Origin of the sequence: Bacillus sp. 7_6_55CFAA_CT2 (assembly GCF_000238655.1) — a bacterium.
Lineage (GTDB): Bacteria > Bacillota > Bacilli > Bacillales > Bacillaceae_G > Bacillus_A > Bacillus_A cereus.
In genome coordinates this window covers 13,801-30,037 of the sequence record NZ_JH414715.1, presented here as the reverse complement: position 1 = coordinate 30,037, position 16,237 = coordinate 13,801, and the positions used below count along the sequence as shown (strand labels likewise).

The following is a 16,237-nucleotide window of genomic DNA, read 5'->3' as shown; positions in this document are numbered from 1 at the left end:
AGCTACTTCAAGACATGGACATTATGACGTTACGAACAACACATTTAGGGAGGAACGAACAATGAAGAAAAAAGTTATACCTGTTGTTGCATCTGTTTTAGGGGCAAGTCTATTACTAACTGCTTGCGGGGGAAATAAGGATAATGCAAGCGGAGCGAAAGCAAACGATAAAGCACCTGATAAACAGGCAATTAACTTATCATTCGCTTCAGAAATTCCAACAATGGATGTTGCAAAAGCAACGGATGGGGAATCCATGAACGTAATGCGCAATGTTTTTGAAGGGTTATATGCAATGGGAGAAGATAATAAACCGGTTCCTGGTGTCGCTGAGTCGGTTGACATTAGTCCCGATAAAACAAAATATACATTCCATCTGCGTGATTCAAAATGGTCAAACGGTACTCCTGTTACAGCAAAGGACTTTGCCTTCGCTTGGCAACGTGCCGTAAATCCTGATACAGCAGCTGAATACGCATTCTTATTCTTCGATATAAAGAATGCGAAACAAATAAACCAAAAACAATTGCCAATTGATCAACTAGGGGTCAAAGCTGTTGATGACAAAACGTTAGAAGTGCAACTAGACCGTCCTGTTCCCTACTTCTTAAGCTTAACGACATTCTCAACATTCTTACCAATTAATGAAGAGTACTTAAAATCTCAAGGTGATAAATATGGTTTGGAAACAAATCATTTAATTTACAACGGTGCTTTCACATTAGAGAACTGGAAACATGAACAAAGCTTCCAATTGAAGAAAAACCCTAACTATTGGGATGCTAAAACGGTAAAATTAGAAGAAATCAACTTCAATGTCGTTAAAGATAAGTCTACAGAAGTGAACTTATATGATTCAGGACAAATTGATCGTGTTGCTTTAACTGCAGAGTTTGTTGATAAATATAAGAGCGATCCAAACTTCAAGGAACGCGCTGAAGTCGGCATTCAATTCTTACGATTAAATCAAAAAAATGAAACATTAAAAAATCAACATGCACGCCTTGCTATTAACGGCGCAATGAATAAAAAAGCTTACGTAGAAACAATTTTAAATAACGGCGCTGTTCCAGCTGAAGGAATGGTTCCTGCGAAATTCGCAAAGAGCCCAGAAGGCAACGACTTCCGTAAAGAAAATGGAAATCTAGTCAAGGATGATGTGAAAACAGCGAAAGAAAACTGGAAAAAAGCAAAACAAGAACTTGGTACTGACAAAGTAACAATCGAACTATTAACAAGTGACAATGCTTTAGCTAAAAAGACTGGTGAATATTTAAAAGGTGAATTAGAAAAGAACTTAGACGGATTAACAGTGAATTTAAAACCACAACCACGTAAACAACAGCTAAAACTACTATTAAGTGGTGACTATGAAATTGGTATTGACGGCTGGGGCCCTGACTTCGCTGATCCAATTACATTCTTAGATCTATTTACAACAGATAGTGCTTATAACTTCGATAAATACTCTAACAAAGAGTACGATGAGCTAATTCATAAAGTGAAAACAGATTTAGCTGGCGATGAAAAAGCACGCTTTGAAGCAATGAAGCAAGCTGAAAAAATTCTATTACAAGACGGCGCTGTCGCTCCTTTATACCAACAAGGTCGTTCTTACTTACAACGCTCTTTCATTAAAGGACTTGTAACAACTGACTTCGGTGGTGAGTTTAACTACAAGTGGACAGAAGTTGCAAAGTAACAAAAGTAAAAGGTATCCCATGAAGGATACCTTTTTACTTTTATACAACTTTAACTACAGAGCTTCCTCTTCCCTTTGCCATTCCTTTTATAGCTAAAATCATACCTGCTACTAATTGTATAACCAATACAATAACTAATAATGAAATAATATTTCTTTCTAAACTAACTCCTCCAAATATTATTGTATAATAGCCATTTCCTGCATATATTGCAGGAAATAATTCACCGATTGTTTGATATGTTTTAGAAAGCATTTCATGTGGTACAATTACACCCAAACTTACAAGTTGTAACGATAGTGAGATGATATTGAAAATCATACCTGCATCTCCAAAAACAGTTACAACCATTTGTGTTAATGAAAGAAAGGCGAAGAAGACTATTGTCAATAATCCTCTTTTCCTTCTTTTTGCATTGAACCAAAACTCATCATACATATAAACACAAACATCAAATATGTTCTCCACGTCAAAGAAGGTATATGCCCTGACCAAAGATAGCTAACTAAATAATTAACTCCCATAATACAAGACGATATTACTAAACTAATACTTATTAGTTTTACATATTTGAGCATATCTTTTCTCCTTGTTTTTTATTTTTCTACTTCTTCAAATTGTAGATTCACCGGCTCTTCTAAAAGTGTTTCATAAAAGTTCTCTGCCAAATCTGTTGAAGGAATTTTTTCATCTACTTCATCAAATCGAATACTATCTAGCCACACACAACCTTCTCCTGATAATAAAACACCAAATGCAATACCAAGTGCTTCTTCTTTTATATCTAATACAACCGAGTACGATTGCCAGTTATTCGTATTTTTAATGGGGCGATTTTGCATATTATCCATAGCGAGCGGTTCTGTATCTTTTCCATCTACTCGCATCCACAATCCTGCCCAATCTCTTACATTTTCACTCTTAATAAATGCTGTAAAACGTAATCTCTTTCCTACATATTTATCCGCTCGGAACATTTGCATTAGTGTTGAAAATCCTCCGTGCGTAACATTCTCTTTTGCTTTTATGTATGCAGATACTTTCCCCTGATGGACAACTTCATAATCTAAACCCATCTCATATTCAGCAGGATGACTTCCACTTAAGATCCATCCTTTCGGTATACCTTTTTGCATTGAAACACCCTCTCTTTCTATATAAAATGACTGAAAGTACTTTCGATATTTCTTTGGTGGCAATTGAAACATTCTTTTAAAAGCTCTCGTAAATGCCTCTTGTGAGGAAAAACCGTATTGCACTGCAATATCAATAACAGCTCTCTCCGTTGACACTAAAACTTGCGCAGCATGAGTTAACCTTCTCTTTCGAATATAATCTGTTACACTCATCCCAACATATCTTTGAAAGATGCGATGAAAATGGTACATCGATACTGCACTGTGAGATGCCACTCTTTCTGTTGTAAGCTCCTCATGTAAGTGATTCTCTATATATTCAATTGATTTTTTTATTATCTCTTTATATTCTTCATGCATTTTAGCCCCTCCTCACAACTTCAATTTACCATATACATACAAATCTTTTTTGATTTAAATTGCGGATTAGCCCTTGCAACTACAGAATAATAATTTATTTTCAACACATACATAATTACATGTTTTTGGGAAAAACTTGTATAGAACGAATTTACATAAGGAGGAATTTATAATGAGAATTCTACTATCAGTTTTATTAGCTCTTATGCTAGTACCTGCATTAACAGGATGTAAAGCTCCTGCAAAAGAAGACACAACTTCTAATAAAAAGACGACTGAAGAAGCAAAAAATGAGGCTCCTGCAGATTTAAAACTAAACTTCAATGAATTCGATTTAAAGGCAGACTACCAAGATACAAAGAAAGACTACGAAGCAGACTATAAAAATGTAGCAGCTGATAAGAAAATGGAAGCAAAAATTGAAGATCATAAAGCAGATGTAAAATTAACAGGAGACGAGGCTATCACAAAATTAAGCCCACTCTTACAAGAATTAAAATTTGATAAAAATACTGCTGACCAAGAAGTAATCGATCAAGTAGTGAACGTGTTCAAACTTGATAAAGACTATCAAAAATTTGATTTAGAAGTTGTCTTCTCTGATGGAACGAAAAAAGAATACAAAAGAGAAATAAAATAAAGAAGTAGGCGGTAGTAAGAAGAAAAAATAACCTTGCACAGGCAAGGTTATTTTTTCATTTCTGCTTGAAAACGTTTATAGTATGTTGATGCTGTTGCAAAATTAATTTCTATATCACGAATCAACGATGAATCTTCTTCTTTAGCTAACTTCTGTAATTTTTTCATTGCTTGCTCCGATTCATTCAAGAAACCAACATATACTTCATGTTCTTGCTCTTTCGACTTCGGCACACGAATTTCTTTACGTATATGATCAATATCTTCTAACATGCTCGTTGTTACCTTTTGCACATCTTCTTTATATGTAGCAGTCGTTATTTCCTTACCGCCCTTTTCTTTTGCTACTTCAAATAACTGCAGTGCTTTATTAATTTCTTTATTCATTTTCATATCGTATTTTTCATGTACTGCACGGTATTCTTTCATCTCTTCTGTTTGTTCTGTAGATTGCTCTACCTTTTCTTTCGGTTCTTTCGTATCTTTATTTCCATTACATCCTGCTAGAAGGAGCATTCCTCCCATTACGGCAATACCCAAAACCTTCTTCATCTCTTCTTCTCCTTTTATCTACAACTATTACTCATTATAGTTTCTTTTATCTCCACTTGTTATTATACCGAGAACATCCTACTTTTTACACTTAAGACGACACCGTAATATATATACCAACATGTTTGTCACAGTATCGTCACTTTATACAAATAATTTTTGCAATGCTTTACTACATCACCTTACAAAACTGTATGAGGTATTTCAAAGAAATGAAAAAAGAACTGATTCAAACATTCCCTTTGAATCAGTTCTTTTTTGTTAAGCCTCTAGATTTTGTTTTTGTTGCAGTTCAAACTGTTTCTCACTTCTTCTGGCCATAAATAGATAACATAACACTGCTCCTACTTCACAAAGCGCAATAACAATACCCATCGGTAATGCTGTATTACTTCCACCGATACCTACTAGCGGAGCAACAAGAGCTCCTGAAATAAACTGTAATAAACCTAATAAAGCTGATGCTGTTCCTGCAGCTTGTTTCTGATTTCTCATCGCTAATGAGAACCCAGTTGTTGATACAACCCCGACACTTGATACAACAAGGAATAACGAACATAAAACACCAATTAAACCTATTCCTAGTACGATTGTCAGTAGTAAAGATAGACCACCAACAGCTGCGATAATAATACCCGCAACAAATAATGTCTTCTCATTCACTTTCCCCGCTAAACGACCCGTTACCTGACTAGCAATAATAATACCGATGCCGTTAATCGCAAAGAATAAACTAAATTGCTGTGGTGATGCTCCGTATATGTTCTGCAACACAAATGGTGAGCCCGAAATGTATGCAAACATTGCCGCTGTTACTAATCCTTGTGACAATGCATATCCCATAAACAGACGGTCCTTTAACAATTTTCCGTACGTCGCCAAAGTCCCTGACAAACCACCCGTTTCTCTTTCTTCAGGAGGTAATGTTTCACGTAATACAAAAGTAGCTGAGATTAACATGAATACGCTAATTGCTCCAAGAACGATGAAAACACCGCGCCACGTTGTAAACTGTAACAATTGCCCCCCAATAATCGGTGCCAAAATAGGTGCTGCTCCGTTTACTAACATAAGCAGTGAGAAAAACTTCGTCATTTCAGAACCTGAGTACATATCTCTTACCATCGCACGTGATATAACAATCCCGGCTGATCCTGAAGCTCCTTGTAGGAAGCGCAATAATACTAATGTCCAAATAGATGGCGCAACAGCACAAAGTAAAGAAGAAGCAACATAAATAATAAGAGCAATAATAAGTGGTTTGCGTCTTCCGTAAATATCACTAATTGAGCCAACAAATAATTGCCCTACTGAAAGCCCAAGTAAACAAGCTGTTAATGTAAGCTGCGCTAGGGATGCACCTGTTTGCAAGTCATCCGTTAACTTCGGTAATGAAGGCAAATACATATCAATAGATAATGGCCCAATTGCCGTAAGTGTCCCTAATACAAGAATCATCCACAACCTGTTTGCCTTTACAGGTTTATATATTTCGTGATTAACTTCATTCACTTTTTCAATTCACCCTTTCCTATACACACTGAATCGTAACAATTATAGTTACATCATAAACATACGTCAAGTACAGTGCATTTTCCTCTTTCATAATGTAAAAAAAGCGATAGAAATTCTACCGCTTTACTTTTTCACATTGCTATTCGTAAATTTAGATACCGAGGCCATCGTCTCTCCCGTATCTAAATATGTAATTTGAATTGGATCTCCTACTTCTGTAAACATAGCATATGGAAATTTCTTCACTGGTATCATAAATACCTTTTGTTCATTCTCTAAAAGTACGTACACGATTGTATTTTCACCAGATTTTTCTTTATATACACGTTGTACAATACCTTCTTTTTGCGCTTCTTTTCCTGTTGAGGTTGGTCTAAATGTATCACCATTACCGCTCATTACGTTTTTATAATTCTCAAGCGCTTCTTTCTGCGAAGAACCTGTCGCAAATATTTTTGCATTAGCAGCATATACAACTGTATGCGCACGTACTAGGCCTCCGTCATCAACAACCGGAATAATCCAAGCTGGTTTACCGTATACGTTATAAATGACAGGCATTGTCCCATGCCATTTCTCTCTCTTAAAGGAATTATCCACTACTTCTGTAGCTGCTGAACCATCCATAATCCCCTTTACTTCTTTTCCATTATAATAATATAGCTTGCCTGTGCGTGCATCTACTAATGAATAGCCTAGAGCTGAATCTACTCCTTCTTTTGGAGAAGTAAAGTCTGTAAAATAATACAGTGTTCCATCTTTACCAAAAATCGGGGTCACGCCTTCTTTCGTTCCCCACTCAGTCGGAATTTTCATATCTGTTTGTGAAAATTTCGTATTCCAAAATCCGTGAATATATTTACCAAAGTACGTATTTAACGTAGATGCAGTCTCATGATTTAATACACCATCAACAAATTTAGGTGCCTTTCCTTTATCATATCTTTTCACTTCACCTGTTTGTGCATCTACTACGACAACACCTTCTACCTCAAATCCAGATCTTCCTGAAATAAATTCACCATACGTCATTGTATAATATGGTTTTCCTTTATCATCAACCTCAAATTTAGGTTTTCCTTTAAAGATTAAATTTGGTTCTGCTTGCCTTACCACACGCTCTAAATTATTACCAAAAAACATGCTTGGCACATATTTCATTTTATAACCGAGGTGCAGTTTCGCTTCCGCATCAGGATTCGTACCTGACATCGTTACATACCCTGGAATTGTCTCAGCTTTACGTGCTTTAAAAAAACCTGAAACTTCAATCGGCGCTACATATAAAGCTTCGCCGTTTACCATTTGTGGCGTTAATTCTCCTAGCTCAAAATAAGCTACTTTTGGAATATCACCAAATACTTTTTTCATCTTATTCTCCGCTGTCTTTGGCGGCACTGTAAACGGCTGGTCATTTTCAGTAAATGGCTCTGAAATATCTTTCTCTACCTTAACAACAGAATCATATTTCTTTTGCGAGATTACTATATCGTGCAAATAACCAAAGTAGCCGTAACTTGCGAGTAAAATAAACATTAGAAGTCCTTTTAATGTACCTTCTAATTTCCCTATTTGATCTTGTGAAAATAAAACAAGCCCAATTAAAATTGCTACTGCAACAGAATAATGAGTAAGAATCGAATCTACTCGATCATCAATTAGCCAAAAGTATTCATAGATTGCAATACCTATCCAAAATAAAACAGGAATAACTAAAATAGATGATTTCTTACCCTTTACAACCTTCTTATCTCCCTTCTTATCCACTGCTCGAAGCTTACTACTACTTCTTGTCCATGGAATCAAAAACAAAGTAAGAATAGCTAAAACTACAAATTTCATCAAAGGCACTGTCCCCTTTTCTTTTGTATTCCCTTTTAGTATAACAAATAAAGGGTATTAAGGTGAAAATAGGAATAGTTATATTTTTTTACTACTTAATACAATCCCGCTCACTACATATAAAATAGATGCAATATAAAAAATTGTACCAATTGTAAAGAAATCTACTAAATATCCCGTGGCAATAACCGCTACTGCTCCGCCAATGGATGTCCACACATGGTATTTTCCAATCTCATAACCAGCCTTTTCCTGCGCAACCTTTCGTGCTAACGAAGTCTTCTCAGTATTACGCTGCACAGCACCTAAAACGCCCATTACAATTTGAAGAATATACACATGCCAAACTTCCGTGGCAATTGGAAAGCAAAGCATTAAGATTGCCATGGACCAAGCGTATATGATTAATAATTTTTTATCCCCTACTTGATCAGATACCTTTCCCACTAGTGGATATACAAGTGCTGATGTTAAAGCAAATAAGCCATACGCCCAGCCAAATTGCGAGAAGCTATTTCCAACGTTTCGAAGCAATAATATATAAAAAGGAAATACCATACTTCCTGCCATCATGATGATACTTTGCGAAGCCACAAATCTTCTATATGTCATTTCGTATACTCCCTATAAAATAAATTCACAAATCTCTCTTCTGAATCTACTTCCTTCTTTTTCTTGAGAAATTCTTCAATGCGAGGATATGCCCTCTTTAACTGCTCTTTCGTTGGATAAGAATAATACGGCAAATAGTAACTACCATTATGCTTTAAAGTAACATCAATCATCTTTCGAATGACATCCTCTGTTTTCTTTATCTCACTCTCTGAGCGTCCCTGGTTAATCAAAAGAACCAGCGCAAACATATCATCTTTCGCATAGGACAAAACTGCATTTTCATTCTTTTCCACGTAACGAATCGTAATGTTGAGTAAATTAAACTCTTCTTCATTTAATACGTTACGTAAATCATCTATATACTCTGTGAAAGCATCTATAGGCACAAAGTATTCTTGTAACACTTCGGTCCTATTTGGATTTTCATATTCCATAAAAGCACTATCTGATCTCATAACATTATTACGCGTCTCATAATTTCCATCTGTACGTTCAAAATAACCTCTTTGTATATCCCAAAATGTATTCTTCCCCCAATCACTATAACGTGATAAACCAAGTAAAAATTTCGGTGCAGCTATAATATTTTCTTCCTTTAATTCACTGTACTCTTCTCTCATATTTTGATTTTGTGCCAAAGTATAATCTGTCACATACATCTCTTTTAAAAATGAATTTGGAGCAACAGAAATACGCGCTAAGTGCATACGAACATTCTCATCTCTTTTCACTTTCTCTTTGAAATAAGATGCGTATTCTTTATAATCTATCATTCTCGTGTGCATTTCATATAATTCATCATCTGTTAACTTCAGCGTCACATCTAAAATAACTCCAAATAAACCGTAACCCCCAATGACATATGGAAATAACTCTGCATTTTCTTCTCTACTTACATTACGTACCGTGCCATCTGCCATTAACAATCTAAATGAATCTACTGTATCAATCAGTGCCTCATGACGAATATCACGCCCGTGTACATTTACACTTAATGAACCGCCAACAGTAAAAATATTTTGAGACTGCATGACCTGTACCGCAAGGCCATAAGGATTTATTTTCTTCTGAATATCATTCCAGGTGACACCACTTTGAACTGTAATCCGCTTCTTCTCTGGATCAAATTCTAATATTTTATTATATCCTTTCATATCGAGCATCGTGCCATTCGGATAATATGTCTGTCCTCCTTGGCTATGTTGCATGCCTGCAATGGAAATTTTCTCTCCTGAAACTTTTGCATCTCGCACTAATTTTATTAACGAGTGCTCTTCCGTAGCACCTTCAACACGTTTTATTTTTGTCGGAAGCAATTTACCTACATCACTCATAATAGGATGATCAATTTGTTTTTTATACGTATGTACAGACGTTGCAAGCAAAACCGTATATGCGACAATGACCACTGCTATCTTTCTTTTTTTCAAAGGACACTCTCCTTATTAGCAACAAAAAGAGATACCCGTTCTTTCAGGTACCTCTCTTGACAGTGATTACTTTGCTGCTGGCAATTGTATTGGATCAAATTTATCATACGATGTAAACTTTGCATCCGTAATAATGTGCGCTTTATCCTCACCATTGCTACTCATAACCATATCTATCTTTGCTGATTCATATTTAAAATCTTTTGTAATAATATATTCCCCATCTATTTCTTCTATCTTTGCATTTTGGCCTTGTAGCATTTGTTTCTGCTTTTCATCCATACTAGCTAACATACTCTCTGTCTCTTGCCCTTTTAATGCAAACTTCAGCTTATAATTATCTCCACTTTTCTCCATCTTCACTTTATTTAAAATTTCCGATGGAATCTCTAAATTATCTACCATTCCTTGAGTCGCGTTCATTCCGTTAGCATTCAATTGTTCCTCTGGTACAGACATAATTTCACCCGTATTAGGATTTTTTAACTGACCAGCAATTTTGCCACCCACATCATAAACAACAACCTCTGTACCAGAAACATTCATTTCAGAACGAGAATTTTTTTTCTTCGGCTCTAGTTGCATTTTAGCCTTTATTACATTCATCTCTGTTCCTTCAGCCTTTATTCCCACATCATATGTCATCGTTACATTTTCTTCGTTTTTAAAAGCTTCATTCGCTTTATTAAAAACATCCTTCGCTGTTAATTCCTTTTCTTTCTGCACAGCTTCTTTTTTCGGTTCGTCAGTCTTTTTTGTTTTCTCATTACTACACCCTACTCCTAGACCGACTGCAAGTACTAAACTTGAAATTAAAATAAGTTTTTTCATAACGTCCCCTCCTTCCCAAAAATAATATCATCTCTTTTCCTATGAAATCTATATAATTCGTAATATTTATCTTTAAATTTATTTCCTATATAACAACATGTTTGAGAAAAAGTTTAAATATGATGTAAATAATAACAACTCATTTCAGGAGGTCATTATGAAAGCGATTATTTGTACAAAGTACGGACCACCTAATGTTCTCCAGCTTCAAAATGTAGAAAAGCCTAAACCTAAAAAAAATGAAGTATTAGTTAAAATTCACGCAACAAGTGTATCGACTGGAGATTGTAGAATACGTGGCTTTAATAGCCCACTCTTATTTTGGATTCCTATGCGGATCATATTAGGTTTCAGAAAACCGAGAAAACCTATACTTGGCGTAGAGTTATCCGGTGAAATTGAAGACATTGGAACAGATGTAACACAATTTAAAAAAGGAGATCAAGTTTTTGCATTAACAGAACTAAACCTTGGTGGTTATGCGGAATACACATGCGTGCATGAAAGTGGATTAATAGCATTAAAACCTACCAATGTGACATATGAAGAAGCTGCCGTTATTCCTTTCGGCGGAACTTCAGCATTGCACTTCCTTAGAAAAGGACAGATAAAAAAAGGGCAACGAGTACTTATATATGGCGCCTCTGGGTCAGTAGGGACAGCTGCCATACAACTTGCTAAATACTTCGGGGCGACTGTCACAGCCATTTGTAGTAGTTCGAATTTCGATTTAGTAACAACTTTAGGGGCAGACAACGTAATTGATTATATGAAAGAAGATTTTACTAAGCGGGGCGAGCACTACGATATTATATTTGATGCAGTTGGAAAATATAAAAAGTCTCTTTGTACAGATGCATTAATGCCTAATGGAAAATATGTATCTGTGAACGGAATGATGGCAAAGGTCAGTAAAGAAGATATGAACCTGCTAAAACAACTAGCTGAAACAGAAAAGCTAAAACCTGTTATTGATAGAACTTACCGATTAGAAGAAATTGCTGAAGCTCATATATATGTAGAAAAAGGACATAAAAAGGGGAACGTTTCGATTACCTTAAAATAAAATATATTCTGAAAATATTATTGACAATTCTTTTTGTAAGATTTACTATTAGTACCATATTCAAAACTACATACACATACTCTTATCAAGAGTGGCGGAGGGACTGGCCCGATGATGCCCGGCAACCGAGCTTATGACGTATAAGCTAAGGTGCTAATTCCTGCAAAACGAGTTTTCGTTTTGGAAGATAAGAGAGGAATCTATTTCGTCTATTCGGCACCTCTCTTATTTTTGGGAGGTGCTTTTTATTTTGGAACGTATATGAAGGGGGATTTATAGATGAAAAAGGTATTATTAAGCATTGTAAGCGGAGCAGTATTATTATTAGGCGCATGTAGCGTGAGTTCAGATAAAGAGGTAAAAGCATTAGACGAGAAAAAGATTACTGTCGGTGTAACAGGTGGACCACATGAACAAATTTTTGAAAAGGTAAAAGAAGTTGCAGCAAAAGATGGTCTCGAAATTGATATAAAAGTATTTAATGATTATGTAGCGCCAAACGTATCTTTAGATGAAAAAAGCCTTGATGTAAATAGCTACCAAACGAAATCGTATTTAGATGTATTTAAAGCTGAACGCAATATGAAATTAGCTGAAGTATTTTCAACAGTAACATTCCCTATGGGCGTATATTCTAAAGATATAAAAGATGTAAAAGACTTAAAAGAGGGCGACGCAATTGCTGTACCAAATGACCCAACGAATGAACTTCGAGCTTTAAAATTATTTGAAAAAGCAGGGGTTTTAAAAGTTGATCCGAAGGCTACAGAAAAAGCGACTGCAAAAGATGTAATTGAAAATCCAAAAAAATTAAAGATTGTCGAATTAGAGGCATCTCAATTACCAACACAACTAAGTGAAGTGAAAGCAGCTGCTATTAACACAAACTTTGCATTAGGTGCAAAATTAAGTCCAGCGAAAGATTCTATCTTCCGCGAAGGAAAAGATTCACCATATGTGAACTGGGTCGTTGTTCGTACTGAAAATAAAGATGATGCCGTTGTAAATAAATTAAAGAAAGCTTATCAGTCTAAGGAAGTAAAAGAGTTTATCGAGAAAAAATTTGATGGTTCAGTTTTACCATCTTGGTAGGAGCTGACGATAATGATTGAATTACAAAACATATCCAAAGTATTTACAACAAAAAAAGGGAATGTTGAGGCTCTTAAGTCTACTTCCCTTAAAGTAGAAAAAGGCGAGGTATTTGGAATCATTGGGTATAGTGGCGCTGGTAAAAGTACATTGATTCGATGTGTAAATTTATTAGAAAAACCAACGACAGGAAATATCATTGTAAACCAACAAGACTTAACAACATTATCGACAAAAGAACTAGCAAAAGCGAGACAAAGAATCGGAATGATCTTCCAAGGATTCAATTTACTTAAAACTGTTACCGTTTATGAAAATATCGCATTACCGTTACGGCTTGCTGGCATTCCAAAAGCAGAAATTGAAAAAAGAGTAGAAAAGTATTTATGCATTGTCGATCTTTTTAATCGAAAAGATGCGTATCCAAGCGAACTTTCTGGTGGTCAAAAACAGCGTGTTGCAATTGCTCGTGCGCTATCACATGAACCTGAAGTGTTATTAAGTGATGAAGCAACGAGCGCATTAGATCCCGAAACAACCGATTCTATCCTTGATTTGTTATTAAAGATTAACGAAGAAATCGGAATTACGATTTTACTCATTACACATGAAATGAATGTCATCCAGCGTATATGTGACCGCGTTGCTGTTATGGAACATGGATCTGTGGTCGAAAGTGGGACTGTAAAAGATATTTTCACAAACCCACAACATGTAACAACGAAGAAATTTGTAAATAGCGCATTTGCAGCGAAAATTCCAGAAGAGGTACAGAAAGAACTACAAAGTACTGGAGAAATTGTAACACTTTCATTTATTGGCACTACTTCAGGGGAACCTGCCTTAGCCGTTGCCACAAAACGTTTCCAAGTGTATCCGAATATTTTATCCGGTAATATTACGCAGTTAAAACATGAAACATATGGGAAACTAGTCGTTCATATGCAAGGGGAACAAAATGAAATCCACCGTGTTTTATCATTTTTACAAGGGCAAGGAATCATCGTAGAAGGAGGTAGAACAGACTATGGGAAACAAGTCCTTTTTGGATGAATGGGGTAAAGTCATATGGGAAGCAACAATCCAAACATTTCAAATGACATCTATTTCATTACTCATCTCGATCCTTATTGCACTGCCACTTGGCGTCACACTTGTTTTAACGAGACCTGGTGGGCAACGTGAAAATAAAATCATCTATCCTATTCTTAATACAATTATTAATATCATTCGCTCTCTTCCATTTATCATTCTATTATTCTTCATCTTACCTTTTACAAAGTTTTTAATGGGAACGTCCATTGGCGTGCAAGGTGTTATCGTACCGCTTGTCGTCTTCACAGCCCCTTATATCGCACGTTTAATGGAGACAGCTTTACTAGAAGTCGATCGCGGTGTCATTGAAGCCTACCAAGCGATGGGCGTTTCTACTATAAAAATCATTTGGCACGTTATGGTGAAAGAAGCACGTCCCTCCCTTGTACTCGGATTAACAATCGCAACGATCGGCTTAATCGGCGCAACAGCAATGGCTGGCCTTGTAGGTGCTGGCGGGCTAGGGGATTTAGCATACCGCTTCGGACATTTACGCTACGAGCCTGAAGTAATGTATGCAACTGTCTTTATTTTAATTATCCTCGTTCAAGGATTACAGTCTTTAGGGAATGGTGTTGCACGAAGATTGAAGAAAGATTAAAAAAGAAGGCATCTCACCCTGGTGAGATGCCTTCTTTTTTATCTTTTAAATCCACCTTCTGAATGAATAACTTGCCCAGTAATCCACTCGGCCTCTTCACTTACTAAAAATTTAATGAGTCTAGCTGCATCCCTTGGCTCACCAATTCTGCCAAAAGGAAACATCGGTTTTAACCCTTGTTTTATCTCTTCAGTCATCCATCCTGTATCGGTTGGTCCTGGATTAATTGCATTCACTGTTATTCCTAAATGAGCTACCTCTGCTGACAACGTACTAGTAAGAGCATCAATAGCTCCCTTCGTTGTCGCATAAGCTAGTTCTCCTGCCATAGGACCTTGAAATTGCCCCGAAGTAATATTAACAATTCTACCACCAGATTTCTTATCAAATCCCCGGGAAAATTGACTACTGAGCAATGTAGTCGCACGAACATTTACCATATAATGCTTATCTAATTCTTCAGCAGTCAACGTAGAGAAATCATTATTCGTAGAATATGCTGCATTATTAATTAATATATGAGGGTACCCTAATTGTTCAGTAACTTTATTTATAAGCTCTTTTGGTGCATCATTCTGAGTTAAATCTAACTCCATACTTGATACTTTAACACGGTTTTTTAGTAACTCTTCTTTTAATTGTATTTGTTCATTTTTATCAACGCCCCAAGGCATCTCTTTATCGTAAGCTATCCAATACGTAAAAAATATATCGTATCCTGATTCAGCTAATTCTTTACAAATCGCTGCCCCTATACCATCTAGACGACTTACCCCTGTAATAACTGCTACTTTATTTTTTAATTGGTTCATCATATACTCCTCCAAGTTTAAAGGACGCATATTTTATATAAGAGATATAAACTTTCCCACAAAAAAGACAGATACATAAAATAGGCACCTATCCTTATAAAAGGGATGTACAAGCCAAATATGCATTCCTTGAATGATTTACAGATAACTAAATAAACCCTCGCTTATGAGAGAAAAATTTATCTATCTAGTAGTTTCTAATCATTACAAGTTCATCCACATATTGAGTCTTTGTCTCCTTTACATATATCTCTATTCTTAGTTTATCAAAGCAGATAAAATGTTACAAAAAATAAAACAATTATTCACAACCTATCCTTGTTCACATTCTCTCCATTGTGAATCTTTTCACATTAGATATATAATAAACGTGTAAATACAATATTGGAGGGATTTCAATGGTTATCAATTTTTTAAGAACTGATAAACGTGCTACTTTCATATTATTACTTTTACGGCTTTACATAGGATATACATGGCTCGCTGCTGGGATAGGCAAAGTCTTCGGACAATCTTTTGACGCAAGCGGTTTTCTAAAGGGTGCTATTGCTCAAGCATCAGGTGACCATCCTGCAGTACAAAGTTGGTGGGCAGATTTTCTTCAACATTTTGTCCTTCCAAACGCAGACCTATTTAGCTTTTTAGTTCAATGGGGAGAAATTTTAGTAGGTCTAGGTTTGATTTTAGGCGGATTAACAAAAACAGCTGCATTTTTCGGAATCATAATGAATCTTTCATTTTTATTAAGCGGAACTGTTAGTGTAAACCCAAACCTGCTTATTTTGACTATGTTCATTTTAGTTGCAGGGCAGAACGCTGGATGTATTGGATTAGATGGCTATGTTTTCCCTAAACTTTTCCGTAAAAACAACCACGGAATATATAAATTAAGTAAAACTGCGTAGTAACAATTTACTTTTAAAATATAAATAAGAAAAAGAGCCTGAA

Annotated in this window: 17 protein-coding genes and 1 riboswitch; of the genes, 7 read left to right on the top strand and 10 right to left on the bottom strand. The window is 35.8% G+C overall.

The genetic code is table 11. The features are described 5' to 3' along the window. The first annotated feature begins 61 nt into the window (after nucleotides 1–61). Nucleotides 62–1,702 (top strand): peptide ABC transporter substrate-binding protein, encoded by a 1,641-nt coding sequence (locus tag HMPREF1014_RS26780; RefSeq protein ID WP_000730942.1) that lies wholly within the window; start codon nucleotides 62–64, stop codon nucleotides 1,700–1,702. 40 nt (nucleotides 1,703–1,742) lie between these two features. Here HMPREF1014_RS26780 and HMPREF1014_RS26775 read toward each other — a convergent pair whose 3' ends face one another. From HMPREF1014_RS26775 to HMPREF1014_RS26765, 3 genes are read right to left on the bottom strand one after another with little or no spacing between them, the layout of a single operon-like run. Then, entirely contained in the window at nucleotides 1,743–2,093 is a 351-nt protein-coding gene (locus HMPREF1014_RS26775) for an ABC-2 transporter permease (protein ID WP_000156941.1), read from the bottom strand. Next, complete coding sequence (locus tag HMPREF1014_RS26770) at nucleotides 2,090–2,281, bottom strand: hypothetical protein (protein ID WP_000922552.1); 192 nt, start codon at nucleotides 2,279–2,281, stop codon at nucleotides 2,090–2,092. Before HMPREF1014_RS26770 ends, HMPREF1014_RS26775 begins: the two co-directional genes overlap by 4 nt. Before the next feature lie 18 nt (nucleotides 2,282–2,299). After that, nucleotides 2,300–3,199, bottom strand: a complete 900-nt coding sequence (locus HMPREF1014_RS26765; RefSeq protein ID WP_000544203.1) for a helix-turn-helix transcriptional regulator — start codon at nucleotides 3,197–3,199, stop codon at nucleotides 2,300–2,302. Between the two features lie 172 nt (nucleotides 3,200–3,371). Here HMPREF1014_RS26765 and HMPREF1014_RS26760 point away from each other — a divergent pair, with 172 nt between their 5' ends. After that, complete coding sequence (locus HMPREF1014_RS26760) at nucleotides 3,372–3,839, top strand: YusW family protein (RefSeq protein WP_001221553.1); 468 nt, start codon at nucleotides 3,372–3,374, stop codon at nucleotides 3,837–3,839. 47 nt (nucleotides 3,840–3,886) lie between these two features. Here HMPREF1014_RS26760 and HMPREF1014_RS26755 read toward each other — a convergent pair whose 3' ends face one another. The 6 genes from HMPREF1014_RS26755 to HMPREF1014_RS26730 all read right to left on the bottom strand — a co-directional run bounded on the left by HMPREF1014_RS26755 (nucleotide 3,887) and on the right by HMPREF1014_RS26730 (nucleotide 10,623). After that, a complete protein-coding gene (locus tag HMPREF1014_RS26755) occupies nucleotides 3,887–4,390 on the bottom strand; it encodes a hypothetical protein (RefSeq protein ID WP_000756516.1) in 504 nt (167 codons plus the stop codon). 261 nt (nucleotides 4,391–4,651) lie between these two features. After that, nucleotides 4,652–5,911, bottom strand: a complete 1,260-nt coding sequence (locus HMPREF1014_RS26750; RefSeq protein ID WP_223153447.1) for a multidrug effflux MFS transporter — start codon at nucleotides 5,909–5,911, stop codon at nucleotides 4,652–4,654. A 117-nt stretch (nucleotides 5,912–6,028) separates the two neighbouring features. Further along, nucleotides 6,029–7,747, bottom strand: coding sequence for a DUF3981 domain-containing protein (locus HMPREF1014_RS26745; RefSeq protein ID WP_000674048.1), 1,719 nt, complete (start codon nucleotides 7,745–7,747; stop codon nucleotides 6,029–6,031). A gap of 78 nt (nucleotides 7,748–7,825) precedes the next feature. Further along, nucleotides 7,826–8,359 (bottom strand): MFS transporter, encoded by a 534-nt coding sequence (locus HMPREF1014_RS26740; RefSeq protein ID WP_000222367.1) that lies wholly within the window; start codon nucleotides 8,357–8,359, stop codon nucleotides 7,826–7,828. Continuing rightward, a complete protein-coding gene (locus tag HMPREF1014_RS26735; RefSeq protein WP_000746284.1) occupies nucleotides 8,356–9,792 on the bottom strand; it encodes an FAD-binding oxidoreductase in 1,437 nt (478 codons plus the stop codon). Before HMPREF1014_RS26735 ends, HMPREF1014_RS26740 begins: the two co-directional genes overlap by 4 nt. Before the next feature lie 66 nt (nucleotides 9,793–9,858). Beyond that, a complete protein-coding gene (locus HMPREF1014_RS26730; protein ID WP_000733612.1) occupies nucleotides 9,859–10,623 on the bottom strand; it encodes a DUF6612 family protein in 765 nt (254 codons plus the stop codon). Nucleotides 10,624–10,780: 157 nt separating this feature from the next. Here HMPREF1014_RS26730 and HMPREF1014_RS26725 point away from each other — a divergent pair, with 157 nt between their 5' ends. The 4 genes from HMPREF1014_RS26725 to HMPREF1014_RS26710 all read left to right on the top strand — a co-directional run bounded on the left by HMPREF1014_RS26725 (nucleotide 10,781) and on the right by HMPREF1014_RS26710 (nucleotide 14,477). Next, nucleotides 10,781–11,689, top strand: a complete 909-nt coding sequence (locus HMPREF1014_RS26725; RefSeq protein WP_000643864.1) for an NAD(P)-dependent alcohol dehydrogenase — start codon at nucleotides 10,781–10,783, stop codon at nucleotides 11,687–11,689. A gap of 79 nt (nucleotides 11,690–11,768) precedes the next feature. Continuing rightward, nucleotides 11,769–11,883, top strand: a riboswitch (SAM riboswitch). A gap of 85 nt (nucleotides 11,884–11,968) precedes the next feature. Further along, the gene (locus HMPREF1014_RS26720; protein ID WP_000756992.1) at nucleotides 11,969–12,781 is read left to right on the top strand and encodes a MetQ/NlpA family ABC transporter substrate-binding protein; all 813 of its coding nucleotides are present in this window, start codon (nucleotides 11,969–11,971) and stop codon (nucleotides 12,779–12,781) included. 12 nt (nucleotides 12,782–12,793) lie between these two features. Beyond that, a complete protein-coding gene (locus HMPREF1014_RS26715; RefSeq protein WP_000571621.1) occupies nucleotides 12,794–13,834 on the top strand; it encodes a methionine ABC transporter ATP-binding protein in 1,041 nt (346 codons plus the stop codon). Next, the gene (locus tag HMPREF1014_RS26710; RefSeq protein ID WP_000527151.1) at nucleotides 13,809–14,477 is read left to right on the top strand and encodes a methionine ABC transporter permease; all 669 of its coding nucleotides are present in this window, start codon (nucleotides 13,809–13,811) and stop codon (nucleotides 14,475–14,477) included. Before HMPREF1014_RS26715 ends, HMPREF1014_RS26710 begins: the two co-directional genes overlap by 26 nt. A 38-nt stretch (nucleotides 14,478–14,515) precedes the next feature. Here the strand turns inward: HMPREF1014_RS26710 and HMPREF1014_RS26705 are convergent, their stop codons facing one another. Beyond that, nucleotides 14,516–15,292 carry an SDR family oxidoreductase gene (locus tag HMPREF1014_RS26705; RefSeq protein ID WP_009327645.1) on the bottom strand — a complete coding sequence of 259 codons (777 nt, stop codon included), beginning with the start codon at nucleotides 15,290–15,292 and terminating at the stop codon, nucleotides 14,516–14,518. A 395-nt stretch (nucleotides 15,293–15,687) separates the two neighbouring features. On the opposite strand from HMPREF1014_RS26705, the gene HMPREF1014_RS26700 reads away from it, so the two are divergent. Continuing rightward, nucleotides 15,688–16,194: a DoxX family membrane protein gene (locus tag HMPREF1014_RS26700; RefSeq protein ID WP_000236363.1), complete on the top strand. Its 507-nt coding sequence runs from the start codon at nucleotides 15,688–15,690 to the stop codon at nucleotides 16,192–16,194. The last annotated feature ends 43 nt before the right edge of the window (nucleotides 16,195–16,237 follow it).